Origin of the sequence: Bacillus sp. KH172YL63, assembly GCF_011398925.1 — a bacterium.
Lineage (GTDB): Bacteria > Bacillota > Bacilli > Bacillales > Bacillaceae_B > Rossellomorea.
In genome coordinates, this window is the sequence record NZ_AP022842.1 from 1,396,204 (window position 1) to 1,421,674 (window position 25,471).

Sequence of the window (25,471 nt, forward strand, 5' to 3'; positions counted from 1 at the left end):
GATGGACAGTGCGAAAAGCGGAGGCGGCTCGTTCAGCCCTGACAAGCATAAGATGAATGGGCTGTGAAGGCGGTCTTTGCCTTCATGGACCATTTAGCTTATGACCTCGAGGGGCTAGCCGCCGTAGCTAGACAGGTGAGACCCCGCAGGACAAAGTCCGAGGAGGCTCACCGCCATCCCCGCGGAAAGCGAGCATCTGGAGCGGAAATCAACCGCATCTCGCTTGTATAAAAGTCACAATGTTTACGGAAACAGCCTTAAAGAACCATCAATCGATCTTATCATAGGTTTGATCTTTTTGTTCTTCCTTAAGCTGCTTCTCTTTTCCTTTATTCATTTTCTTCTTCGGTTCGTCAGGAGCATTCTCCGGATCCGTCTGTTTTAACGATTTAGGGATTTCTGGCATCAACCTTCCTGAAATATCAGAAAGCTCATTCATGATTCCTTGAACCGGCTCACCTCTTTGTATATCCTTGCTGATTTCTTTCAGGCGGGCGAAAAGATCAGGGTCAGCGATCACGATCGCTTCTGCACCGTATGGATCATGCTGAAGAGCTTCTGCGACAGAGTATTTGATTGAGCCTACCTGGGAGCGCTCGACATCTGCGTCGATATCAATCCCGACAAAAGCATATTTCCCGATGACTACTGCAGTGGCATCCTTTACGTCAGGTACACTCGTGGTCAGCTCAACCAGATGCTTTGAGATTTGTTGGCCGGACTTTCGTTTTACGGATTGAATATTACTATCCTGAACCGTAATCGGCTTATTATTTTGACTGTTCGCATCGTTCTTATACCCTACATCGTTTTTGTTGGCACATGCTGCTAAGATGACGGTGACCAATAGTAGAGAGATGAATTTATTCATGTGAGACCTCCCGGATTAAAATCAATATCTTTTCTTATTGTGTAATTTTCTTCTATCTTTATACGTTTATTCATATATTTTAAGAAACGGGCCGTCCTATTTGAGTAGCTGGGAATAACCGGAACAACATTGGCTACATACAATAGTAATAAGAAATCAGGAGCAGGAGGCATCGATTTGAAAAAAATTTATGTATTAGATACCAATGTCTTATTACAAGATCCACAAGCCATCTTTTCTTTTCAGGATAATGAGGTGGTTATACCTGCAGTCGTATTAGAAGAAGTGGACTCTAAAAAGCGTTATATGGATGAAATCGGAAGAAACGCAAGACATGTATCGAAACTGATAGATAATTTACGGCAAGAAGGAAAGCTCCATGAAAAGATCCCTCTCTACACAGGAGGATCACTGCGAATTGAACTCAATCATCGATCATTTCAGCAGTTGCAAGATATTTTTGTCGAAAAAACAAATGATAACCGGATCATAGCCGTCGCAAAAAACCTTTCTCTTGAAGAAGAAGCGAAAAAGGACGGTAAATCGGTGATATTGGTCAGCAAGGATACCCTTGTACGGGTGAAAGCCGATGCCTTAGGGTTGCAGGCGGAGGATTTCCTGAGCGACAGAGTCATTGAAGTGAATGATATTTATACCGGATTTATCGAATTATATATAGAAAGAGAACTTCTTGATAAATTTTATGACAAAGGGGAACTTCCTCTTACCGATATGACAAAGCAGCGATTTTATTCCCACCAATTCCTGATCATGAAAGATGCCCTTGGAAGCTCTGCTTCTGCTCTTGGAATGGTGGACGGCACCGGAATGAAAGTAAAGAAGTTAGTGTATGATCAAGAGCATATGTGGGGGATCAAGGCTAGAAACGTCCAGCAGACAATGGCGACGGAGCTGTTATTACGAGATGATATCTCACTTGTGACGATGATCGGGAAAGCGGGGACAGGAAAGACCCTTCTTGCACTCGCCGCAGGACTTTTGCAGACAGAGGATTTCAATAAGTTCAATAAATTACTCGTCGCCCGTCCAATCGTTCCGGTCGGTAAAGATATCGGCTATCTTCCAGGAGAAAAACAGGAAAAACTCAGACCCTGGATGCAGCCGATCTATGATAATCTTGAATACCTTTTTAATACGAAAAAACCGGGGGAACTGGATGATATTCTTGCCGGGATGGGCTCAATAGAAGTGGAAGCACTAACCTATATTAGGGGGCGGAGCATCCCTGATCAATACATCATCATCGATGAAGCACAAAATCTGACCAAACACGAAGTGAAAACCATCCTGACCCGGGTGGGGGAGCGGAGTAAAATCGTCCTGATGGGAGATCCGGCCCAAATAGATCACCCGTATCTTGATGAATACAATAACGGATTGACCTACGTAGTTGAAAAATTTAAAGATCAAAAATTAGCTGGACATGTCAAGCTGATGAAAGGGGAGAGATCCGGTCTTGCCCAACTGGCAGCGGATATCCTGTAACAAACACATTTATAACGTATGAAAAAAACGGTTCAGGGGTTCCTGAACCGTTTTTGCTTAATTTCGTCATTGCAGACGGAATGCTTTCACATCGGTGATTGGGTGATCCCGGTTGGAGCCGTCTTTGAAATAAATATGGACGGGCCCGTTATCCCTTAAAGGCTTTCCTTCCTTGGAAAATCCAATCAAAAGTTGATCTGCATCGGCGAGTTTGATTTCGTGCTCCCCGTTTGCGGTTTCGATGACGACTTTCGCCGCATCTTCTAAAGGTTCCGCGTTTTGAAGGAAGGGCAGGAACGGAATGGCGAATGTTCCATTGAGTACCTTTTCCTTTTCATATTTTTTTTCTGTTTTTAATGTAGGGGGATATGTGGCACCCTCTTGAATTTCCCTGGACCAGTGCCTGGAAACGGCTTTTGTGTATTCTTCCAATTCATCAACCGTTGCATTCGTTTCTTCGAAATATGTAGTTAAATCCACTTTGCGGTCATCGAATATCCACACACCTGCATCCAATGTGATGGTGAATTTCACTTTTCCGTTGATCGGTACGATACTTTCCACAACAGATTCCTCCTCTCGCTGTTACTATCAGTATAAATGTTCTCCTGAAGTTTGTCACATGGTGATGAAAGCATTTTCAGCGTTTTCAAATGTCGAAAAGAGGGAAACTATAGGTAAGACAGAAGGAGTTGATGGACAGGATGATTAAAACCCAGGAATTATTGGAAGAGCTCGTGGAGCGTGCAAGGCCTTTTGCAGCTGAGGGCAAGGTGGCTGATTATATCCCTGCACTCCGGGATCAAAATCCAAGCGATTTGGCGATCAGTATATACACGCTCGACAATCAATCATGCTATGCAGGGGACCATTTGAAGAAATTCACCCTTCAAAGTGTATCCAAAGTCATCACACTTGCCCTTGTATTGATGGATTATGGTGAGGAATATGTGTTTTCGAAAGTAGGGATGGAACCGACAGGTGATCCATTCAACTCCATTGCCAAGCTTGAAACCCATAAACCCTCTAAACCGCTTAATCCAATGATCAATGCCGGTGCCCTTGCCGTCACGAACATGATTAAAGGGAACACCGCCATGGAAAAATGGGGGCGCCTTATTGAGTTCATTAATCATATGACCGGTGAAACGGTTTCCTATAACGAAGATGTCGCGTATTCAGAATTGCAGACAGCGAACCTGAATCGCTCCCTTTGCTATTTCATGAAGCAGCATGGTGTGATCACAGGGAATGTAGAAGATCTCCTCGTCCTGTACACGAAGCAATGTGCTGTGGAAATGAGCTGTGTGGATTTGGCGAAGATGGGGGCGGTATTTGCAAACGACGGAGTCGACCCTGAAAGCGGGAGGGAAATCATATCGAGGGATGTGGCAAGGGTTTGTAAAACATTCATGGTCACATGCGGCATGTATAACTCATCTGGTGAATTCGCCATCAAGATCGGCATCCCTGCAAAGAGCGGGGTATCGGGCGGCATCATGGGGGCTGTACCAGGCAAGTGCGGGATTGGCATATTCGGCCCTGCCCTTGATGATGTCGGGAACAGCAGTGCAGGCTTGAAGCTTTTAGAAATGCTCAGTGACAAATACTCATGGAGTATATTCTGATGCGAGAGGATCGTCCCTCACAGGGAATGACCGGCTTACCCCGGGACTTGCATTGGAATGAAGAGGTGTAATGAATAAATCCCCCCGAAAAATGATTCGGAATATTGTCATTGAATCCTGTTGAAAACACTTATTTTTCTTGCAATTTGTGTGATTTAGCGATAAAATTTTAAGACAGGAATGCTATTTGTTCGGAATGGGGGGATCACTGTGGCGTCAGAAATGACAATCAATCACCGAGAAAAAGCCTATGAGCTGTTAAAGGCCGACGCAGAAAAGATTTTACAACTTATAAAAGTACAAATGGATAATTTAACGATGCCCCAATGTCCTCTTTACGAGGAAGTATTGGATACCCAAATGTTCGGATTATCTCGTGAAATAGAATTTGCAGTCCGCCTCGGGCTGGTAGATGACCAGGATGGAAAAGAACTGATCGATTCATTGGAAAGAGAACTCTCTGCCCTGCATGATGCATCTACGAAAAAGTAAAATAGTCATGACAACTCAAACAATGCATACATCTGTTGTTTGAGTTTTTTTGTTAGCGGAATAGGATTGGAAAATGATATAAAGATAAAAAGGATTGAATGTCATGATTAAAAAAATAGCAAAGTCATATGACTATTCATTGATCGCTGTATATGTGTTTCTTTGTTTGTTTGGCCTTGTGATGATTTATAGTGCAAGCATGGTCATGGCTGTGGAACGGTTCGGATGGGACAGTGATTATTTTTATAAAAGGCAGATGATCAATATCATCATAGGATTCGTTGCCTTTTCGGTTGCTGCCTGGTTCCCGTATAAAGCCTTCCGGGTAAACAAAATCATCAAGGGACTCATGTTTTTGATCATCGGTTTATTGCTCGGGGTGCATGTTTTCGGTTACGAAGTGAACAATGCCAAAAGCTGGATCAATTTAGGGTTCATGCCGATCCAGCCGTCGGAGTTTGCGAAGCTTGCCGTAATCATTTACCTTGGTTCTGTTTATTCAAAGAAGCAGGCATACATAGACGATTTTAATAGGGGGCTTGCGCCGCCACTGCTGTTTCTTGGTTTCATTTGTTTTTTGGTCTTCCTTGAACCGGATTTTGGAACGGCTGCCATCATTTTTGCCATCGGTGCGATCGTAATCTCCTGTTCCGGGATCAGTTTTAAGACATTTTTTAAACTGACAGGTCTGGGAATGGCTTTCTTTGTTGTCATCTCCCCGTTTATCTACCTTGCGAGGGGCTTCATTTTCACAGAGGAAAGGCTAAGCAGGATAGAAGCCTATCTGTCACCGTTCAAATATGCACAAGGAGAAGGATATCACCTTGTCAATTCTTATCTTGCGATTGGCTCAGGCGGTGTGAAGGGACTTGGACTCGGTCAAAGTGTACAAAAGCTTGGTTACCTGCCTGAACCGCAAACAGATTTCATCATGGCCATCATTGCTGAGGAGCTTGGTGTGTTTGGCGTAAGCTTTGTCATCCTTGGATTGACCTATATCGTCCTCCGGGGTATCTATACCGGTGTGAAATGCCAGGATCCTTTTGGTACGATGCTTGCAATCGGGATTTCTTCTATGATCGGCATTCAGGCATTCATCAACCTTGGCGGGGTATCAGGTTTGATTCCAATCACCGGGGTCCCGTTACCGTTCATCAGTTACGGGGGATCTTCTCTGCTGGTGCTGTCTTTGTCGATGGGTGTCCTTGTAAATGTGTCGATGTTTGTAAAATATGAAGAAAAATATAAAACAAAGAAGGAAAATGACATTCCTTCAGAGAATATGTCTAATAGCAAAAAAATATATGGTGTAAAAATGTAGGTCACTTTGATAGAGTATCTAAAAACTCTAAGTCTAGGGTCTGCCCCCTAAGATACTTCTTTATTATCTTTCGGGACAGCCCTTTTTTCATAGACTGCAATATAGGGAAATCAATCATGAATAGCCAAAAGGAGAGAGAGTATTGAAGACAATCAAAAAAGTATTAGTAGCAAATCGCGGCGAAATTGCCATACGTGTATTCCGTGCCTGTACGGAACTCAATATCAGGACTGTTGCGATTTACAGTAAGGAAGATTCCGGATCTTACCATCGTTATAAAGCAGATGAAGCATATCTCGTCGGGGAAGGAAAGAAACCCATCGACGCTTATTTAGATATAGAGGGCATCATCAGAATCGCGAAAGCTTCAGATGTAGATGCAATTCATCCCGGGTATGGTTTTCTGTCCGAAAATATCCATTTCGCAAGACGATGTGAAGAAGAAGGCATCACTTTTGTCGGCCCTCATTCAGAGCATCTGAATATGTTCGGTGACAAGGTAAAGGCCCGTCATCAGGCACAGATGGCAAATATACCGGTCATTCCGGGCACGGATGGACCGGTAGAGACGCTGGAAGAAGTCATCAGCTTCGGGAAAGATCATGGCTTTCCGATCATCATCAAAGCTTCACTTGGCGGCGGTGGACGGGGGATGCGGATTGTCCGGAACCTTGAAAGCCTGAAGGAAGCGTATGAGCGTGCTAAATCGGAAGCGAAGGCAGCATTCGGCAACGACGAAATATATGTGGAGAAGTTCGTTGAAAACCCTAAACATATTGAAGTACAGATCCTTGGAGATGCCGACGGTAATATTATTCACTTATATGAACGTGACTGCTCGATTCAAAGAAGGCACCAAAAGGTTGTGGAAGTGGCACCATCTGTCGCATTGCCTAATCAGCTAAGGGAAGATATCTGTGAAGCAGCAGTAAGGCTGATGGATAATGTAAAATACGTGAATGCCGGAACAGTCGAGTTCCTTGTGGCAAATGATCAGTTCTATTTCATCGAAGTAAATCCACGGGTTCAGGTGGAGCATACCATCACTGAAATGGTTACAGGAGTGGATATCGTACAGTCCCAGTTAATGATTGCAGAAGGACATGGCCTCCACAGTGAAAAACTTGGCATCCCGCTTCAGGAAGACATCAGGACAAATGGATTTGCCATACAGTCCCGTGTGACAACAGAAGATCCATTGAATAACTTTATGCCGGATACAGGTAAAATCATGGCGTATCGTTCAGGTGGCGGATTCGGCGTGCGGCTCGATGCCGGTAATGGATTCCAGGGAGCGGTCATTACACCTTATTATGATTCCCTTCTTGTTAAACTTTCTACCTGGGCGCTGACATTTGAGCAGGCTGCCTCTAAAATGGTCAGAAATCTTCAAGAATTTAGAATTCGGGGAATTAAGACGAACATCCCATTCCTGGAAAATGTCGTAAAGCATGAAAACTTTATATCCGGCCATTATGATACTTCATTCATCGATACAACGCCGGAACTGTTCATCTTCCCTAATCGAAAAGACCGTGGGACGAAGATGCTATCTTATATCGGAAATGTAACCGTCAATGGTTTTCCGGGTATCGAACAAAAGAAGAAGCCTGTATTCTCCAAGCCAAGAATTCCTTCTCGCGATGTAAGTAAGGAATTCAAGCCTGGTACGAAGCAGATCTTGGACCAGCATGGTGCAGACGGCCTTGTGAATTGGGTGAAGGATCAGAAGTCGGTGCTTTTGACAGACACGACTTTCAGGGACGCCCATCAATCATTGCTTGCAACCCGGGTGAGGACAAATGATCTTAAACAGATCGCACAACCGACATCACAATTGCTTCCGGATATGTTTTCGTATGAAATGTGGGGCGGGGCAACGTTTGATGTAGCGTACCGCTTTTTGAAGGAAGATCCGTGGGACCGCTTATTGTCGATGAGAGAAAGGATACCAAATGTCTTGTTCCAAATGCTTCTCAGAGCCTCGAATGCAGTTGGATACAAGAACTACCCTGACAATGTCATCAGGGAGTTCGTTGAAAAATCTGCATTCGCAGGAATCGACGTCTTCAGGATCTTCGACAGCCTTAACTGGGTGAAGGGGATGGAAGTGGCGATCGATGCAGTTAGACAAAGTGGGAAAATCGCAGAGGCAGCCATTTGCTATACAGGTGACATTGAAGACCCGACACGTACGAAGTACAGTATCGATTATTATAAAAACTTGGCTAAGGAATTGGAAGCAGGGGGCGCACATATCTTAGCGATCAAGGATATGGCCGGGCTCCTCAAGCCACAGGCAGCATACCGTCTGATTTCCGAGCTGAAAGATACGGTCAGCCTTCCTATCCATCTTCATACCCATGATACAAGTGGAAATGGGATCTATACTTACGCAAGGGCCATAGATGCTGGAGTGGATATTGTTGACACAGCGCTTAGTACGATGTCCGGCCTGACATCCCAGCCAAGTGCCAATACGCTGTATTATGCACTAAAAGGGACCGAAAGAGAGCCGAATGTCAACATCGACTCCCTGGAGACGCTTTCCCACTATTGGGAAGATATCAGGAAGTATTATACAGACTTTGAAAGCGGCATGATGTCCCCTCATTCAGAAGTCTATAAGCATGAAATGCCGGGTGGACAATACAGCAACCTTCAGCAGCAGGCCAAAGCTGTAGGGCTTGGTCACCGCTGGGAAGAAGTAAAAGAAATGTATGCAAGGGTCAATCATTTGTTCGGTGATATTGTCAAAGTCACCCCTTCTTCAAAAGTAGTTGGAGACATGGCTTTATTCATGGTCCAAAACGATTTAACAGAGGAGAAGGTGATTGAGCAGGGAGAGAAAATCGATTTCCCTGACTCGGTCGTGGAATTATTTGAAGGATATCTTGGACAGCCACATGGAGGGTTCCCGGAGGATTTGCAAAAAGTTATTTTGAAGGGACGGAGCCCGCTTACCGTTCGTCCGGGAGAGCTCTTGGATGATGTGGATTTCCCGGCGCTCAAAGAGAAACTGTTTGAGGAGCTTAAGCGTCCTGTTACAAGTTTCGATGCACTTGGATACGCCCTATATCCAAAAGTATTCATGGAATACGCCAACACGCTGGACCAATTTGGGGACATTTCCACACTCGATACGCCAACCTTCCTGTTCGGGATGAGGCTAGGTGAAGAAATCGAAGTAGAAATCGAGACAGGGAAGACGCTCATCGTCAAGCTTGTTTCACTCGGACAGGCACAGGCAGATGGAACACGGATTGTGTACTTTGAGTTAAATGGACAGCCCCGTGAAATCGTCATAAAAGATGAGAGCATCAAATCAACCGTAGCGGCAAAAATGAAAGCGGATATGAAAAATGAAAATCATATCGGAGCTTCAATGCCAGGGACAGTCATCAGGGTCATCACTGAAAAAGGTGAAAAGGTTGAAAAAGGAGACCATCTCATGATCACTGAAGCCATGAAGATGGAAACGACCGTGCAGGCACCATTTGCAGGCGTGGTAAAAGATGTCTATGTTCAAAATGGAGATGCCATCTCTCCAGGAGATCTTTTGATTGAATTGGATAAAGCATAAAAAAAGGATTCCGGGATTTTTCCCGGAATCCTTTTTATGATTGTCCCTGTCTGCTTCTTGAAACAAGAAGATTCAAGTAGCAAAGTAAGCCGAACAGACATGCAATGATCAATGCGTGAATCAGGGCTATTGCCAGATTCAGACGGGTGAAGACAATGAGTGCGCCTGAAATCACTTGCAGACACACAAGCGTAAAGGCGATGATCCATCCCCAGTAAATGACTTTTTGATGTTTGTGTTCTTTAACGGCGATGAACGTGATATAGCCAATCCAAATGAATATTAATGCAGCAGCCGTCCTGTGTCCCATCTGAATCCATTCGTAGAGGTTTGTCGGAAGTCCTGGCGACGAGTTGACACATAACGGCCAGTCTTTACAGACAAGGCTGGATTCGGTATGTCTGACAAGGGCACCGGTATAAACGACCAGGTAACTGTAGATGGTCACACCTACCGTATGGAATCTTAATCGCTTATCGATACGCAGTGAATGGGCATCGAATTTTTGATCTACTTCAAATATGAGAAGTGTCAATAATAATATAGAAGCAAAAGATATCAAGGAGATGCCGAAATGCAGTGCCAGCACAAAATCCGACTGTCCCCAGAGCACAGCGGCCGCACCGATCAGCGCCTGCAATACGAGGAAAAAGAATGATAGAGCTGCAAGAAGCTTCGTCTCCCGCTTATATCCGATCGCTTTCCATGACCATATTGATAATGCTGTGACGAGTAATCCAACGCCGCCGGATACGACACGGTGCGCCAATTCTATCACCAGTTCAAACGTTATATCACTTGGAATCAATTGCCCGTTACAAAGTGGCCAGGATCTTCCACAGCCCATGCCGGATTCAGTCTTCGTCACAAGGGCTCCACCCAACAGAACAAACAACATGCCAAGTGCAGTGAGAACCGCAAGCCACTTCAATCCTTTGTGAACACCTTTATGCAATCTATTCACCTTCTTAGTTAATAAACTCTACACACTTTCTATAAATAAATATAGTAGAAAAATATATATGCCCCTACGATGATACCTAAAAGAACCTTAAAACTCAACCGATAAAATGTTACAGAATTATGAGCATTTATCTCATCATTTCAGTGGATAATAATAGTAGAGAAGGACTAATTTGAGGAAAAGTAAAATCTGTAAGCGCTTAGCCCGGTTTTATGGTATGATGGATTTAAAATGTTTGTAGAAATTTGGAGGCCGTTCTCTGTTTTTTCATCTTCACAATTTCTTCACATTATTACCTAATTCTCCCCCAAAAAGGAAATAATATATGGTTTAATATAATATTGATAGCATATATACTATCTTCTAGCTATGCATGAATTTATGTCTGCATATAGAAATAGTTAATCATTTCCTATATAGTATAGAGGTGGAAAGAAACCTCTTGCTTTTTATAGAGAGGAGGAAGAAAATGTCTAATAGTCGAATCATGACAGACATTGAAAAAGCAGATGTTACAGCATCAACTGCTTGGCAAGATTTTTTGGCACTCATCAAAATTGGTATCGTTAACTCAAATTTAATTACTACCTTCACAGGTATGTGGTTAGCTTTTTATTTTACGAATACACACTTTCTAAATTCCCTGGACATCATGTTCCTTACATTGGTTGGGTCCTCCCTGATCATTGGGGGCTCCTGTACCATTAATAATGTGTATGACCGTGACATCGATCACCTGATGGAACGGACAAAGGAACGCCCTACCGTAACCGGGAAGATCAATGGACCGAAAGCACTGACGCTCGGGCTGATCATGATTGCAGTCGGACTGCTGATGCTCTTCATGACAACAGTCACGGCCGGTGTCATCGGGCTGATCGGGGTAATTAGTTACGTGGTATTATATACAATGTGGTCAAAGAGGAAATATGTAAGCAACACGATCGTCGGAAGTATCTCTGGTGCGGTCCCGCCGTTAATCGGTTGGGCGGCAGTGGATGCCAACCTCGATCCCCTTGCCTGGATGCTGTTTCTGATGATGTTCATCTGGCAGCCCCCTCACTTCTATGCACTCGCAATGAAAAGGGTGGAAGAGTACAGAGCAGCGAACATCCCGATGCTCCCTGTCGTCAAAGGATTCAAGACAACGAAGCATCACATCGTCGCATGGGTTGCGGCACTACTGCCATTACCTTTTTTCATGATGGATCTTGGCATGTTCTTCTTTATTCTTGCAACAGCCTTCAACATCGGCTGGCTCGTACTTGGATTGGCAGGCTACAAGATGAAGGACGATATTAAGTGGTCAAAGCTGATGTTCGTCTATTCGTTAAATTATTTAACTATCTTGTTCGTAGCAATGGTCATCGTTACGGTACTATAAGATTAGTGGGAATTCTTTCTGATAAGAAATCCAAATAGATATTTTTTATGAGTCCTTGTTTTATTCAACAGTACATTACATGAAAGAGGGGTTTGATTAAGCTATGAAAGCAAGGCTATCTAAGTGGCGCTTATTCTCAATCGTAGCGATGTTGGCGCTAGTTCTATCTGGCTGTGGAGAGCCATTTCTCTCCACACTTCAGCCAGCTGGTGAAGTAGCACAGACACAATACGATCTGATGATACTAGCTACATCAATTATGGTATTGGTTATCATTGTAGTCATGGTCGTCTATATGGTTACGATTGTTCGTTTCCGTAGAAAGAAAGGGGATACAAGTATCCCGAAACAAGTAGAAGGAAGTCACACACTTGAAATTGTGTGGACTGTCATTCCAATCATCCTTCTTCTCATCCTGGCGGTTCCGACCGTTACTGCTACATTCCAGTTAGCAGATACGAAGGCAATGGATAAAAAAGATGCAGACGGTAAACGTGATGCACTGGTAGTGAATGTTCGTGCCAACCTTTACTGGTGGGAATTCGAATATCCTGATGAGAAAATCATCACTTCCCAGGATCTGGTTGTACCAACCGATCAAAAAGTTTACTTCAACGTCACTGCTTCTGATGTGAAACACTCATTCTGGATTCCTGCTGCAGGAGGAAAGATTGATACGAACGTTGATGGTGTAAACCAATTCTTCCTTGAGTTCGATGATGCAAAATCTGAAGATGCAGGCGGAATATTCTATGGTAAATGTGCCGAGCTTTGCGGTCCTTCACATGCTTTAATGGACTTTAAAGTTAAAGCGCTTCCGAAAGAAGAGTTTACAGCATGGGTTGAAGATATGAAAAATGCAGGGGAACCTAAACCGACTTCTGATTTAGCTCAACAAGGACAAGAAATTTTCAATCAAAAGTGTCTCGCTTGCCATGCAGTATCTCCTCAAGACGGTCGTCCTGAAACGGCTCGTAATGCACCAAACTTGGCCAACTTCGGCGAACGTACTCGTGTCGCTGGAATTCTTGACCATAATAAGGAAGAACTGAAAAATTGGATTGCCGACCCTGAGCAATATAAGCCAGGCAACAAAATGACAGGTACATATGGTAACCTGCAGGAAGATGAAATTGACGCACTTGCAGAGTATTTAATGGGCTTGAAAGTTCAAGAATAATTGGGGATTAGTAAAAGGGAGGTTTAATCGTGAGTAGCTACGCACAGAAAAAAGGCTTCGGCGCGACTGTATGGGACTACATGACAACAGTAGACCATAAGAAGATCGCCATCCTTTACCTTATGGCAGGAGGATTCTTCTTCCTTGTCGGTGGTTTAGAAGCTCTTATCATTCGTATACAACTTGCAGTACCTAACAATGATTTTGTTAGTGCAGGTTTATACAACGAATTATTAACAATGCACGGTACGACGATGATATTCTTGGCAGCTATGCCATTGATATTCGCGTTTATGAATGCGATTGTACCATTACAAATCGGTGCCCGTGACGTTGCGTTTCCTTTCGTAAACTCACTAGGTTTTTGGTTATTCTTCTTAGGTGGAGTATTCCTTAACCTTTCATGGTTTATGGGTGGAGCGCCGGATGCAGGATGGACGTCTTATGCGTCACTTTCCATGGCATCACCGGGACATGGTATCGACTTTTATGTACTAGGATTGCAGATTTCCGGTGCAGGAACATTGATTGGTGGTATCAACTTCCTTGTTACCATCATTAATATGCGTGCCCCTGGCATGACATATATGCGTATGCCATTGTTCACATGGACAGTATTTGTAACATCTGCACTTATTTTATTCGCGTTTCCAGCCTTGACGGTTGGATTGTTCTTAATGTTATTCGACCGTATGTTTGGATCGAATTTCTTTGATGTAGCAAATGGTGGTAATACGATTATCTGGGAACATTTCTTCTGGATTTTCGGTCACCCTGAGGTTTACATCTTAGTATTACCGGCGTTTGGGATTTTCTCTGAAATCATCCCGCATTTCTCAAGAAAACGTTTATTTGGTTACTCTTCAATGGTGTTTGCAACCGTGTTGATCGGTTTCTTAGGCTTCATGGTATGGGCCCACCACATGTTCACAGTAGGATTAGGACCGATTGCGAATGCAATCTTTGCAGTTGCTACGATGGCCATTGCAGTACCGACAGGAATCAAGATCTTCAACTGGCTTCTCACGATGTGGGGAGGAAGCTTGAGATTCACGACGCCAATGCTTTATGCGGTTGCGTTCATCCCTACATTCGTAGCGGGTGGGGTAACTGGAATCATGCTTGCTTCTGCAGCGGCAGATTATCAGTTCCATGATACGTATTTCGTAGTAGCCCATTTCCACTATGTTATTGTTGGTGGTGTAGTATTTGCATTATTGGCAGGTACTCACTATTACTGGCCTAAAATGTTTGGAACAATGTTAAATGACTTCTTAGGAAAAATCGCATTCTGGTTATTCTTTATCGGGTTCCATTTAACATTCTTTATTCAACATTTCCTAGGATTAATGGGGATGCCTCGCCGTGTTTGGACATTCTTGCCTGGTCAAGGATTTGAAACAGCGAACTTGGTAAGTTCCATCGGTGCAGGTTTCATGGGTGTTGCTGTCATCGTTCTGGTAACGAATGTCATCGTTACGCAAGTGAAGGGTGTGAAAGTAGCAAATGACCCTTGGGGTGACGGACGTACAATTGAATGGGCGATCCCATCACCACCTCCATTCTATAACTTCACGCAAACGCCGCTTATCCGTGGTTTGGATGCTTATTGGTTAGAGAAGATGGAAGGTAACAAAGGATTGACGCCTGCTGAACCAGTAGGGGACATTCATATGCCGAATAATTCAATCCTGCCATTCTTCATTTCACTCGGTTTGTTCATTGCAGCATTCGGTGCAATGTACCACTTGGATGATAAAGCATGGGCATTGCCGGTATTGATTATCGGTATGCTGATCACACTTGGGTCTATGTTCCTTCGCTCTGTTGTTGATGATCATGGATATCATGTGCACAAAGAAGATTTAATGGATGATGATAAAGGGGGTAAGGCATAATGCACGCTGAAGAAAAATTCACGCCAAAGACCTGGCCGGCCTCCCCTGAAAAGGCTACCCTTGAGGGGAAAAATAAATTCATGGGATTCTGGTTTTTCCTTGGTGGAGAAACAGTCCTTTTCGGTTCCCTATTTGCAACATATTTAGCGCTTAAAAATAAAGTTCCTAGCGACAGTCATGCACTTACTACTGACATCTTTGATCTGCCGCTTGCGTTTATTGCAACAATGCTTCTTTTGACAAGCTCCTTAACAAGCGTATACGCCATGTATCATATGAAAAACTATAATTTTCAACGGATGCAGGCATGGTTATTGATTACAGTATTGCTTGGAGCAGGGTTCCTTGCTTTGGAGATCTATGAGTTTAATCATTATGTGCATGAATATGGGCATACATTCACTAGTAGTGCATTTGGTTCAGCCTTTTACACATTGGTAGGATTTCACGGTGCCCACGTAGCATTCGGTTTACTTTGGATTGTCAGCCTGATGCTTCGTAATGCGAAACGGGGATTGAATCTATACAACGCGCCAAAGTTCTACTTGGCTTCACTCTACTGGCACTTTATCGACGTTGTATGGGTATTTATCTTTACAGTAGTATACTTAATGGGAATGGTGGGATAAACTGATGGCGAATCAACAATCAAATTCAGGTAACCCAAGTGTAGATTATGAATACCGCCGTAAAAAAAATGCAGAAGACATGAGAATGCAGTTAACTTCTTTCATGTTAATGATTTTCTTAACATTAGTGGCATTTATTGCTGTAGCCGGTGATTTTGATAAGTACTTTATTGTACCGTTCATCCTTTTACTGGCAGTCGTTCAACTCATTTTCCAACTTTATTACTTCATGCATATGAGTCATAAAGGTCATGAAGCTCCTGCGTTATTCCTGTATTCAGGTGCACTTGTTGCATTTATTACAGTGTTAACATTTTTAACAATTGTTTGGATCTAAAGGAAAAAGTCAGCCGAATTTGGCTGGCTTTTTTTTGAGGGTGAGTATAGGTGTTCTTCATTTCGATTGTCCAGCTGCGGCGGCTAGTCCCTCGAGGTCATTTCTGGAACACCCCAAAAGGCAAAGAACGCCTTTCCGGCATGCTCGCCATATGCTTGTCGCCTCTGGGCAAAGCCCCTACGCTTTTCTAATTGTCAAGAACTTGTCATGACCTTGGATTGAAGTGGGGAGGGGTTGTCAGTATAATGGTGATAGGTGTTAATTGTGAAATGAGGTGAGAGGATGCCTTTGGGTATTTTCGGATTTATGGCGTTATGGAGCCCGTTTTTTCTTATGGCGCTGGTATTTGTAACTGTATTGTATTTTTTGATTACGATCAAGTGGAGAGATGGTTTCAAGGAGAGTGAAAAGCTGACTGTAAAACAGGCTTCTTTTTTTCTTTCTTCAATGATTCTGTTGTACGCGATCAAAGGGTCTCCAGTTGAAGTCCTTAGCGGGATTTTGTTTTCCGCGCATATGACACAGATGGCCTTTTTGTATCTCGTTTTTACCCCGTTATTGATACTAGGTATTCCAACATGGTTATGGAAAGCAATGATTACATTACCCGTGGTGAAGCCGATGTTTACTTTTATGACAAAGCCACTTATTTCTTTGTTGTCATTCAATATTGTCTTCTCTGTCTACCACATTCCATTGGTCTTCGATAATGTACGTACAGACGTGACTCTACACGGATTGACCACAATCATTCTGTTTCTTCTTGCGGTATTCATGTGGTGGCCGCTGATTAACCCGGTGGATGATGATATTGAGTTAAGCGGTTTAAAGCGAATTGGCTATATTCTGGGCAGCGCAGTTTTGTTAACACCTGCCTGCGGATTAATCATATTTGCTGAAAATCCAATTTATGCAACATATTATGATCCAAATGAATGGCTTAAAGCCCTGTCTCTTTGCGTACCCGTAAGTACACTCGAAGGACTTACACTGACAGGACCAGAATTGTTCACGTCTATGTCCACTCTGAATGATCAGCAGCTCGGCGGTGTGCTGATGAAGATTGTACAGGAAATTGTTTTCGGCGTCGTTCTCTTTCATTTGTTCTTCCAGTGGTATCGAAAAGATCAGGAACAACAGGAGAAGCTTTCTTACGACCCGGTGGTGGATTCAACAATACCTGAACAATAATAGGGTGCAGGGATGTCCGTTGCGATATCCTTGTATGTACATAGGACGCGCATAAATCTTCGGGTTATCCTTATTTACTGATAAAGAATTTTTTAGAAAAGCGAGGAAAAGAGATGGATTTACCAATTTTACCTACGATAAGCACAAGCTTTATCGTCTTGAGTGCTGTAACAGTGGCAATTGGCTGGTGGCAGATTAAGCAACGAAAGATCGAACAGCATCAAAAGACCATGACACTTGCCGGGATATTTGCACTTATTTTCTTTCTCATTTATGCAAGCAGAACGATCTTTGTAGGAAACACTTCCTTTGGGGGACCAGATTCTATTAAAATCTACTATACGATCTTTTTAGTGTTCCATATCACTTTGGCGACGGTAGGTGCCGTTTTCGGCCTGATGAGTCTGTGGACAGGATATAAAGATAAATTAAAGAGGCACCGTAAGCTAGGTCCGATCACAAGCATCATCTGGTTCTTTACTGCCATAACCGGTGTTGCCGTCTACCTTCTTCTATATGTCTTCTACAAAGGTGGAGAAACCACGTCTGTGATTAGGGCGATTCTCGGTTACTAACATCACGATAGAATTTGAGGCATTTGCAGTAAGGTAAATATTAGATCCGAGCGTTCATGCGAGATTTTTCATGAAACCGCTCGGATTTTTTTGCGAGAAAATGTATGTGTATCATCCGTGACAGCATAAATTGGAAGGCAAGGTGAATACTGCATAGAAGCACTTCATGGAGGTAGCATGTCATACCACCCATTTTCATAGGGGAACACAAAAAAGCAAACCCACTTCAAGTGGATTTGCTTTTTTTGCGTTAATCACCCGTTAAGGAAATAAAGTTGTTAAATTTTAAAATTTGTTTTGATGATGCCTGCTTCTCTTGCCGAGTTAAACACGATGAGAATCAACGGACCGATGATGAATCCCAGGACGCCAAAGAGCTTCAGGCCCAGATACATGGCAATGAGCGTAGCGAGTGGAGATAATCCGATATGCGTACCCATTACTTTCGGCTCGACGGTTCTTCGTATGATTAACAGGACGGCAGCCAATACGGCGAGCTGAGTCCCCAGTGCAATGTTACCGGTCAAGAGATGGAATAAAGCCCATGGACCAAGCACGACAATGGATCCGATCAAAGGAATGAAATCGATGACCCAGATGATGATCGACATGACCACCGCCACTTCTGGAGCGATAAAGAGAAGGCCGATCAGAGATACGAAAAAGATGATGATGCTCACCAGGAATTGCGCTTTGAAAAAACCGAAAATGACGTACGTGAGCCTTGACGTCATGAAGGTTACTTTTTCTGCCGTACGTTCTGTCAGATGCCCGTAAATCGATTTCTTGATCCTTGGCAGATCGAGCATAAATAGAAACAAAGCAATCAGATATACGACAAAACTGACGAGATAATTTGGAATATATGATAAAAACACGCTTATTTTTTCAATATTGAATGAGTCTAGAATTTTGGTTTTAGCGCTGTTTAAAAAGCTTTGAACGTCTTCACTGAAGCTTTCCACCAGTTCATCTGGCAGATCCTCGGTTGCATCGAACATTCTGTCTTCATATTCAAGCCAAATATCACTGAGTTGATTCACATACTTCGGAGCATCTTCTATCAGCTTTATTCCTTCACCGACGACTTTGGTCGTGACAAAGAAAGCAGAAACGCTTATCAGAAGTAAAAACATGATGAATACAGTGAGGACCGCTATTCGCCGGTTTGTAGAAAATCGCCTTTGGATGAAACCGACGGCCGGGTCCAGTAAAAGGGCGGTAAGAATCGCCATGATGAGTGTGACGGACACCGGTAAAACGAAAAACGAGATGATTGAGATCATGGTGATGATCAGGATGATCATAAATACCTTTCTTGTGAAAAACTTGGACAATTGTGTACCCCTTTCTAACAGGAACCTCTTCTTCTTATTATATTAGAGTGTGAGGTGAATGACCAGTGGGAAGAAAGTGAAAATTACTGCGAATCATCAACCGGTTTGGAATTTGTTCAATAAAAAAAACTGTCTATATAGCAGACAGTTTTTATATCAATATTACCAAGCGAAGTTGGTTGCATCTTTTTTGACATCAGCAAGCAGCTTTTCGCATGAAGTGACGAGGTGTTTAGGGAATTCTTCACCTTCACCATACTCTACACCATGCGGGTAGTAATGCTTACCTAGAAGTGGTGTCATCAGTTGAATCACGGCGTCATGCTTACCGACATCCCCTTCGACTGCAAGACCCTGGATGCGTAAATAGAAAATGCCTTCTCTGATTTCAAATTTGCGATCATATGTTACACGTTCGTAATCCCATTGACCGGCGCGGACAAGACCATGAGATTCCATGATATCATCCAAACGGTTTAGATCTACCTTCAGGCTTTCAAATTCAGTTGCTTCAAAACGCATAATTATTCCCTCCTGTATTTGCTTGCATAAGGAATGTAAAGAAAAAGGTCCTTATGCTGGTCGTATGGTAGCAGCATTTATATCGGTGTATGTACAATGATACGAAATGCGGTATTTCTCATTCTTAATAATAGTGGAAAATTCTATATCTTGCAATGTCTTCAATGCTGAAATGATAAAAGGTGTATATATGTCCTTAAAAAGGAAATCATAGTCGGGAGAATCAGTATAGAAGAGGATGGGTGTCATGACGAAAATCAAGGATATTATGACAAAAGAAGTGGAAACGTGCTCGTTGTTGGATAATGTTTATGAGGTGGCCCTGAAAATGAAGGAACATCATGTCGGATCGATTCCGATTGTCGATGAAGATAAATTGGTCGGTATGATGACTGACCGTGATATCGTCCTCCGGTGTATCGCTGAAAAGCATCCGGCATCATCGAAGGTGGAAGATATCATGAGTAAACATGTTATATCAGTAAGCCCTGACATGAATGCGGATGAAGCTGCCCACATCATGGCTGAGCACCAGGTGAGAAGGCTCCCGGTTGTAAAAGGGGACCGCTTGGTTGGAATGATCTCACTGGGAGACTTTGCAATCAGGGAATCATTGGGCAAGCAAGCCTATGTCGCCCTGGAGAATATTTCAGAATCCTATTTTCGGAATAAACCATTTTAAGGGTTGTTTCATGTCATGGGATGTCAGGTGAAAACATCCTCCGAAGAATCTGTTGAAAAATAAACACCAGTATAGAGATGATCGGATGAGCTTGCTGATCATCTCTTTTTCATTTTCCTCTTCTGGGATTTTTGTATGTAAGAGGCCTTGAGTGCTGTACGCGACGTGCCCGCCTTTTGGACGGGGATTTTACTCATACCTGAAAGAATATTGAATTAAGCAACTTGTTTCAGTATAAAAGAAAATATGCTATTCTTACGGATAAACACGATTCTTGAAATGATAATGATGATATAATAATTGTAGGCCCAGTGGCATATGTTGATAGAGAGAGTAGAGAGGAGGGAAGATTCTGAGATCGTTTTTACGAATTTTGATCATTCTTGTCATTATATTGATTATAGGTATTTATCAAGATCAAAAGCAGGAAAATGAACCGCTTAAAGGACCAGAAACCCAAACTCTAAAGGAAAATGACGAAAATCAGTTAAATCAGCCGATAGAAGCTCCTGGTGAAAAGCCGACAACCGGTTTGGCTACATGGATCGGGAAAGGCACCAATATGGTAATAGAATCTTTTGGCGAGCCAGCAAGGATAGAGCCAAGCTCCTACGAATATGAATGGTGGATTTATCCCATTTCAGCTAAACAATACATACAAATGGGCGTCAGGCACAATAAAGTCGTGACCCTGTATGCGATCGGGAATCAGGTGGATGTAAATCCTTACAAGCTTGGCCAAAGGCTTGAAGATATCTATCGTTTTACGATCGTGGATTCTGAAATAGTAGTGAACGATGAAACAGGTTCTTATCAATTTGAATTAAATGAAGAAGATTTGAACACACGCCTTCTTGTCCCTTTGGGGAATATATTTGCCCAGCTCTACTTGGATAAATTCACAGGGAAGCTGACGAGCATTCGTTTTCTTGATGGTGAGACCCTCATAGAGATGCACCCATATGAAATGATGTACCGCGGGGAATTGGCTGAGGCGCTTGAACCGAGTGATGAGCAGTGGGAAAAGGTGAATGGGGCAAGTGAGCAGCAGATATTCGATATCACGAACGTTATTCGGACCCAATTTGAAGAGAATGTCCTTAAGTGGGATGAGGAAACGGCCCAAGTGGCAAGGGGGCACAGTGAAGAAATGTATGAAGAAGATTACTTCTCACATGAGTCTCCGAACTTTGGGGATCTGACTCAGCGACTCGAACGGGGAGGCATTGAATTCAAGGCTGCAGGGGAAAACATTGCATCTCAGTATTCTGATGCACCTGAAGCCGTTCATGGATGGCTGAATTCTGAAGGACACCGGAAGATATTACTTGAGCAGGATTTCACCCATTTGGGGGTCGGCGTGTATAAAGGTTTATACACACAGAATTTCCTGGTGAAAAGCGAAGAAGCAGAATGAGGTACAAGTATCATTCGAGCTGCTGATGACCGTGAGCGTATCACCTGCCCGGTCTGGGTGGGATTTGTACTCAATGACCTGCCAACACAATACATGTATAGGAAGAACAAACAATCCGAACGCACCCCCATCAGGGATGCGTTCGGATTGTTTATTCCTGCATATATTATCCGTTCTTTTTGATGATAAAAAAAGATCCTGTGGAATGTGCGACCACTTTACCTTCAGAGCTCACCACTTTACCGTCGACGACAAGTGTCTTGCTGCCCTGATGGACGAGGTTGGCATGGGCGGTCAGGCGTTCACCGACACCGGGAGCAAGGTAATGTACGTTCAAATTGGTCGTCACTGCACCGTATCCTTCCGGGAGCATCATGTTGGCCAACGTCCCCATTGCCGTATCAACGAGCGTTGCCGTCACTCCCCCATGTACAATCCCCAAGGAATTATATGTGACTGGGGTGATGGGGATGCTCACTTCAAAGTTCCCGTCCTTCACTTCCCGGTCCATGGCAAATATCCCGCCGATCATCGACCCGTTCACTTCTTTCTTCTTCCGCTGTATTCCTTCTAGGAGTTGTCCGATGATCAAAAGTTCTTCTTCCGTTGCACCGGTCACACATTCCTCGAACAAATTTTGTACGTAATCCTTCATCTATGTCATCCTTTTCTAAGTTCGTATCGAACCCTGTATAAGATTGAAAATATAAATAAAATTTTACTACAAAAAGGAAAGTATCACCATTCTTTTCGCCGATTCATAAAGTGTAATAGGTAGATGACCGTAATGGAGGTGTTGAAGAGATGGGTAAAACACTGCATCCTAAAGTGAAGGAATTCAAAGAGTTTGTTAAAAAGCATCCTAAAATCGCCAAAGACGTAAGAAATGGGGGTGCCAAATGGCAGGACCTGTTTGAAGACTGGTATCTTCTCGGGGAAGACGACACAAGATGGGATCAATATAGGGATGAACCTTTGAAGGAAAAGGATCCAGAGTCAACTCATACCGATAAAGGGGGATGGATGGATCAGGTGGGGGAAATGGTGAAGAAGATGGACGCCAGTCAGCTGCAGCAGCATATCAATAATCTGAGTGAAGCACTTGGGACTGTACAGGGCGTATTGAGTCAATTCCAAGGGGGAAACAGCCGTGGATCTGATCAAGCTCCGAAGAAAGAAGCGCCATCCAAGCCTTCACACCCATTTTCATTCCGGAAAGATTAGGAGGGGATATGTGATATGAGGCAGGATATACTTGAGTATATATATGCTAAAGAAGATTTGAAGTTGTTTTTGAGAGATCAACCCCAGTGGTACCGGACGCTTTCCCGCAGCCCAAATGAATTGGAGAAATTCGAAATCGCTTCGATCAATCACTTCCAAAAGACCATCCCCCATCGTGTCCAAAAGTTCTCGAACGGTGTTCAGATGGCTTCCATGATGATTTCTATGTTTCAATCCATGAATAGTGCCGAGTGAGGTGCTATTTTTTTGTTTTTGTGCCGGACTGCTTTCTTACAATGTTGAGTAATAAGTGGCCAAGTTGGGCAAGGCTATTAGTAAGGAGTGGTGTAGACGATGAAAAAATCCGTGTTATTATTGATTGGATTGCTGGTCCTTTTAAGCGGCTGCAAAGAAAAAATGCCTGAACCTGAAATCTTTTCATTCACAAAAAAAGCAGAAGCGGCTAAACAGGATGAAACAGCACTTTCCATCAAGCATATGGTTCAGGGAAATCAGGTATATATTGAGTGTATCGTACCCAATGTAACGTTCACGGCCAACAAAAAAGGAGCGGAAAAAGGGAAGATTGTTGTTCGCTCCGGTACAGGAAAACTGTATAAAGAGTATCATACAGCAGCCTTTGTAGTGAAAAATGTCCCTAAAGGGGTTCATCTCTTTGACGTCGAGATCGTCGGGAAAAACAATAAGCCGCTGGGATTGAAAAAGCAATTCTACGTGACAATTCAATGATCAAAGAAAAAGCCGCCAGATCTGAGCGGCTTTTTCTGTATGGCGGATTCGCTTCCTCCTGGAAAACGTGTTAAAATGTCCTTACGGAGGTGGGCGTTATGCTTGCTACTATAGAAAGAATGGAAATTTTAGATTCAGCTGATGAACTATCCCGATGGATTCTGGAATCTGATGTGGCAGAAAACTATCGGTCGTCTTTATATAAACTTCGCAACAACGCTGAAACCCAGCGGAAGGTTAGTACTTTTTCCAGAATGAAAGAGCGATATGAAGAAGTGCAGCGCTTCGGTCGTTATCATCCTGATTATAAAACGGTCATGAAAGAGATCCGTGAAGTGAAAAGAGAGATGGATCTTGATGAAAACGTGGCAGAATTCCGGAGGGCAGAAAATGAACTGCAGGATCTACTCGATCAGGTGGGCCATTTGATTGCTCATTCGGTTTCCAAAAGTGTTAAGGTCCCTTCAGGAAATCCTTTCTTCTCGAGCGGAAGCTCATGTGGGGGAGGCTGCGGATCTGGCGGAAGCTGCGGCTGTTCAGCATAACCGGTGAAAAGAGCGGACAATGTCTGCTCTTTTTTTGTTTGCAAATTCGTCACTGCTTTAACCGTACGCAGTCAACACAAAGGTTGCCGCAGCAAAACATTTTTTCCTGAGGCACATAAAAGCGGTGCCGATAGACATACAGGGCCCCTTCATTCCTGAAAAATATCGTATCTGAATGCAGTCTTTTCCCCCGCATCGCCCGGGCCGACCATTTGAGGATGATGTGCTCAAGATCTTTTTTCTGATTGGACGATTGGACATAGAGAAAGGGGATGCCTGCACTCCTTTTGACATATGCAGTCTGGATATCGTCCTCCTGCTGAAGCTGAGTAAGAAAGTAGTTCCAAATTTCATTCAAATCCATCTGGTTCCCTCCAAACGATCATGAGTATGTAGTATTCACTTTACCCAATTGTCACCCATCATGTACATGACTGAATGAAAAAATGAGGATGGAGACTCATAAGGGGGGATCTCCATTATTTATCCAGGGTTCCCATGAAGTAAGCGGATTCGTGTTGCTAATTCCCATATTTTTATGCTAGACTTAAAAAAAATGTGATTCCTAGAGGGGAAACTATATGTTAACAGAAAGACAAGGATTAGTTGTTTGGTTACATAGCCTGAAGCATGCCAAGTCCCTAAGACGGTTTGGAAATGTACATTATGTATCGAAGAAAATGAAGTATGTTGTCCTTTATTGTAATCAGGATGACATTGAGTCGGTCATGGAGCGGATATCCACTTATTCATACGTGAAGAAAGTCGATCCTTCTTTTAAGCCGTTTATCAAGTCTGTGTTTGAAAATTCCCGACCAGATAAAGCGAAGGAATATGATTACAAAATGGGGTTTTAATGATTGCTGCCAAAGAGTTTGATCTTGGCAGCTTTTTTTATGCCATTATTGCAGTGGAAGTATGTAGTGATTCAATCGCAGGATTGCGATCAAGTGCTGATAGTAAAGAGCGTTTTCTGGAAAAAGCGTGGACGGTTTTACATCCATCTGAATGATGACCTTGCCCAGACTCTCGGCTTTGCTTTCAAAAAGCGAATAGCGCTGGTTCGGTGTGATATTCGGGTTAGGGACACCTTCCCTTGATATATAGATGGCCTGGAATTTTCCTTGCTCTGTCGGTTTCATGACAAGTGCCAATGAGGTGACTGGACGATCTTTCACGATGGTATGAAAGGCCATCATATGCTGCAGGCGTCCACGGTTCGCTTCGGCAAGTTCCAAAAGTTCATAAATATCCGCGTATCCTTCACCCAGTTCAATAAAACGCTGAATCATTTTGAAATCCCCCTTTTCATGTTGTCTCAATCAATTTCTTATTATTTCAAACAAAGCACCATAAGTAAAGAACGGAAGGAGATCGAGCGCTTGATTGATTCTTTTTAGGTGAATGTTTAATAGAAAAATGAACAAAACGTGAA

Annotated in this window: 27 protein-coding genes; 19 read left to right on the plus strand and 8 right to left on the minus strand. The window is 43.2% G+C overall.

Features of this window, described 5'->3' with window-relative positions; translation table 11 throughout:
* Positions 1 to 268: 268 nt before the first annotated feature.
* Positions 269 to 871 (minus strand): YhcN/YlaJ family sporulation lipoprotein, encoded by a 603-nt coding sequence (locus tag KH172YL63_RS06970; RefSeq protein ID WP_173105426.1) that lies wholly within the window; start codon positions 869 to 871, stop codon positions 269 to 271.
* A gap of 177 nt (positions 872 to 1,048) precedes the next feature.
* Here KH172YL63_RS06970 and KH172YL63_RS06975 point away from each other — a divergent pair, with 177 nt between their 5' ends.
* Positions 1,049 to 2,377, plus strand: a complete 1,329-nt coding sequence (locus tag KH172YL63_RS06975) for a PhoH family protein (RefSeq protein ID WP_173105427.1) — start codon at positions 1,049 to 1,051, stop codon at positions 2,375 to 2,377.
* Positions 2,378 to 2,443: 66 nt separating this feature from the next.
* Here KH172YL63_RS06975 and KH172YL63_RS06980 read toward each other — a convergent pair whose 3' ends face one another.
* A complete protein-coding gene (locus KH172YL63_RS06980) occupies positions 2,444 to 2,941 on the minus strand; it encodes a peptidyl-prolyl cis-trans isomerase (protein WP_173105428.1) in 498 nt (165 codons plus the stop codon).
* 140 nt (positions 2,942 to 3,081) lie between these two features.
* Here KH172YL63_RS06980 and glsA point away from each other — a divergent pair, with 140 nt between their 5' ends.
* The 4 genes from glsA to pyc all read left to right on the plus strand — a co-directional run bounded on the left by glsA (position 3,082) and on the right by pyc (position 9,401).
* Positions 3,082 to 4,005, plus strand: a complete 924-nt coding sequence (glsA, locus tag KH172YL63_RS06985) for a glutaminase A (RefSeq protein WP_173105429.1) — start codon at positions 3,082 to 3,084, stop codon at positions 4,003 to 4,005.
* A gap of 210 nt (positions 4,006 to 4,215) precedes the next feature.
* Positions 4,216 to 4,497, plus strand: coding sequence for an Fpa/YlaN family protein (locus tag KH172YL63_RS06990; protein ID WP_173105430.1), 282 nt, complete (start codon positions 4,216 to 4,218; stop codon positions 4,495 to 4,497).
* Positions 4,498 to 4,600: 103 nt separating this feature from the next.
* Positions 4,601 to 5,818 carry an FtsW/RodA/SpoVE family cell cycle protein gene (locus KH172YL63_RS06995; RefSeq protein WP_173105431.1) on the plus strand — a complete coding sequence of 406 codons (1,218 nt, stop codon included), beginning with the start codon at positions 4,601 to 4,603 and terminating at the stop codon, positions 5,816 to 5,818.
* Positions 5,819 to 5,960: 142 nt separating this feature from the next.
* Positions 5,961 to 9,401, plus strand: coding sequence for a pyruvate carboxylase (gene pyc, locus KH172YL63_RS07000; RefSeq protein ID WP_173105432.1), 3,441 nt, complete (start codon positions 5,961 to 5,963; stop codon positions 9,399 to 9,401).
* A 34-nt stretch (positions 9,402 to 9,435) separates the two neighbouring features.
* Here pyc and KH172YL63_RS07005 read toward each other — a convergent pair whose 3' ends face one another.
* Entirely contained in the window at positions 9,436 to 10,356 is a 921-nt protein-coding gene (locus tag KH172YL63_RS07005) for a COX15/CtaA family protein (protein WP_332066925.1), read from the minus strand.
* 478 nt (positions 10,357 to 10,834) lie between these two features.
* Between KH172YL63_RS07005 and cyoE the strand changes: the two genes are divergently transcribed.
* From cyoE to KH172YL63_RS07040, 7 genes are all read left to right on the plus strand, one after another.
* Positions 10,835 to 11,749 (plus strand): heme o synthase, encoded by a 915-nt coding sequence (cyoE, locus tag KH172YL63_RS07010; RefSeq protein WP_173105433.1) that lies wholly within the window; start codon positions 10,835 to 10,837, stop codon positions 11,747 to 11,749.
* A gap of 103 nt (positions 11,750 to 11,852) precedes the next feature.
* Positions 11,853 to 12,929: a cytochrome c oxidase subunit II gene (gene coxB, locus KH172YL63_RS07015; protein ID WP_173105434.1), complete on the plus strand. Its 1,077-nt coding sequence runs from the start codon at positions 11,853 to 11,855 to the stop codon at positions 12,927 to 12,929.
* An 80-nt stretch (positions 12,930 to 13,009) separates the two neighbouring features.
* Positions 13,010 to 14,827 (plus strand): cytochrome c oxidase subunit I, encoded by a 1,818-nt coding sequence (gene ctaD / locus KH172YL63_RS07020; RefSeq protein WP_442858773.1) that lies wholly within the window; start codon positions 13,010 to 13,012, stop codon positions 14,825 to 14,827.
* The gene (locus KH172YL63_RS07025) at positions 14,827 to 15,456 is read left to right on the plus strand and encodes a cytochrome (ubi)quinol oxidase subunit III (RefSeq protein ID WP_173105435.1); all 630 of its coding nucleotides are present in this window, start codon (positions 14,827 to 14,829) and stop codon (positions 15,454 to 15,456) included. Before ctaD ends, KH172YL63_RS07025 begins: the two co-directional genes overlap by 1 nt.
* A gap of 4 nt (positions 15,457 to 15,460) precedes the next feature.
* Positions 15,461 to 15,793, plus strand: a complete 333-nt coding sequence (gene ctaF, locus KH172YL63_RS07030; protein ID WP_173105436.1) for a cytochrome c oxidase subunit IVB — start codon at positions 15,461 to 15,463, stop codon at positions 15,791 to 15,793.
* Positions 15,794 to 16,075: 282 nt separating this feature from the next.
* Positions 16,076 to 16,984 (plus strand): cytochrome c oxidase assembly factor CtaG, encoded by a 909-nt coding sequence (gene ctaG / locus KH172YL63_RS07035; protein ID WP_173105437.1) that lies wholly within the window; start codon positions 16,076 to 16,078, stop codon positions 16,982 to 16,984.
* Positions 16,985 to 17,097: 113 nt separating this feature from the next.
* Positions 17,098 to 17,559, plus strand: a complete 462-nt coding sequence (locus KH172YL63_RS07040) for a DUF420 domain-containing protein (RefSeq protein ID WP_173105438.1) — start codon at positions 17,098 to 17,100, stop codon at positions 17,557 to 17,559.
* A gap of 278 nt (positions 17,560 to 17,837) precedes the next feature.
* Here KH172YL63_RS07040 and ytvI read toward each other — a convergent pair whose 3' ends face one another.
* Together ytvI and KH172YL63_RS07050 are read right to left on the minus strand one after the other, a co-directional pair.
* Positions 17,838 to 18,896 (minus strand): sporulation integral membrane protein YtvI, encoded by a 1,059-nt coding sequence (gene ytvI / locus KH172YL63_RS07045; RefSeq protein WP_173105439.1) that lies wholly within the window; start codon positions 18,894 to 18,896, stop codon positions 17,838 to 17,840.
* 162 nt (positions 18,897 to 19,058) lie between these two features.
* Positions 19,059 to 19,418: a YugN family protein gene (locus tag KH172YL63_RS07050; RefSeq protein WP_173105440.1), complete on the minus strand. Its 360-nt coding sequence runs from the start codon at positions 19,416 to 19,418 to the stop codon at positions 19,059 to 19,061.
* A 247-nt stretch (positions 19,419 to 19,665) separates the two neighbouring features.
* Between KH172YL63_RS07050 and KH172YL63_RS07055 the strand changes: the two genes are divergently transcribed.
* On the plus strand, positions 19,666 to 20,100 hold the full coding sequence (locus tag KH172YL63_RS07055; protein ID WP_173105441.1) for a CBS domain-containing protein: 435 nt from the start codon (positions 19,666 to 19,668) through the stop codon (positions 20,098 to 20,100).
* A 394-nt stretch (positions 20,101 to 20,494) separates the two neighbouring features.
* A complete protein-coding gene (locus KH172YL63_RS07060) occupies positions 20,495 to 21,517 on the plus strand; it encodes a CAP domain-containing protein (protein WP_232066140.1) in 1,023 nt (340 codons plus the stop codon).
* Positions 21,518 to 21,683: 166 nt separating this feature from the next.
* Here KH172YL63_RS07060 and KH172YL63_RS07065 read toward each other — a convergent pair whose 3' ends face one another.
* Positions 21,684 to 22,172 carry a PaaI family thioesterase gene (locus KH172YL63_RS07065; RefSeq protein ID WP_173105442.1) on the minus strand — a complete coding sequence of 163 codons (489 nt, stop codon included), beginning with the start codon at positions 22,170 to 22,172 and terminating at the stop codon, positions 21,684 to 21,686.
* Positions 22,173 to 22,321: 149 nt separating this feature from the next.
* Between KH172YL63_RS07065 and KH172YL63_RS07070 the strand changes: the two genes are divergently transcribed.
* The 4 genes from KH172YL63_RS07070 (at position 22,322) to KH172YL63_RS07085 (ending at position 24,036) form a co-directional block, all read left to right on the plus strand.
* Entirely contained in the window at positions 22,322 to 22,741 is a 420-nt protein-coding gene (locus KH172YL63_RS07070) for a YlbD family protein (protein ID WP_173105443.1), read from the plus strand.
* A gap of 15 nt (positions 22,742 to 22,756) precedes the next feature.
* Entirely contained in the window at positions 22,757 to 22,996 is a 240-nt protein-coding gene (locus tag KH172YL63_RS07075; protein WP_173105444.1) for a YlbE-like family protein, read from the plus strand.
* A gap of 99 nt (positions 22,997 to 23,095) precedes the next feature.
* On the plus strand, positions 23,096 to 23,491 hold the full coding sequence (locus KH172YL63_RS07080) for a hypothetical protein (RefSeq protein WP_173105445.1): 396 nt from the start codon (positions 23,096 to 23,098) through the stop codon (positions 23,489 to 23,491).
* Positions 23,492 to 23,589: 98 nt separating this feature from the next.
* The gene (locus KH172YL63_RS07085) at positions 23,590 to 24,036 is read left to right on the plus strand and encodes a YlbF/YmcA family competence regulator (protein ID WP_173105446.1); all 447 of its coding nucleotides are present in this window, start codon (positions 23,590 to 23,592) and stop codon (positions 24,034 to 24,036) included.
* Positions 24,037 to 24,085: 49 nt separating this feature from the next.
* Here KH172YL63_RS07085 and KH172YL63_RS07090 read toward each other — a convergent pair whose 3' ends face one another.
* Positions 24,086 to 24,400 carry a hypothetical protein gene (locus tag KH172YL63_RS07090; protein ID WP_173105447.1) on the minus strand — a complete coding sequence of 105 codons (315 nt, stop codon included), beginning with the start codon at positions 24,398 to 24,400 and terminating at the stop codon, positions 24,086 to 24,088.
* Positions 24,401 to 24,617: 217 nt separating this feature from the next.
* On the opposite strand from KH172YL63_RS07090, the gene KH172YL63_RS07095 reads away from it, so the two are divergent.
* Positions 24,618 to 24,893: a YlbG family protein gene (locus tag KH172YL63_RS07095; RefSeq protein ID WP_173105448.1), complete on the plus strand. Its 276-nt coding sequence runs from the start codon at positions 24,618 to 24,620 to the stop codon at positions 24,891 to 24,893.
* A gap of 45 nt (positions 24,894 to 24,938) precedes the next feature.
* Here the strand turns inward: KH172YL63_RS07095 and KH172YL63_RS07100 are convergent, their stop codons facing one another.
* Entirely contained in the window at positions 24,939 to 25,328 is a 390-nt protein-coding gene (locus KH172YL63_RS07100) for a DUF7147 family protein (protein WP_173105449.1), read from the minus strand.
* Positions 25,329 to 25,471 lie beyond the last annotated feature (143 nt).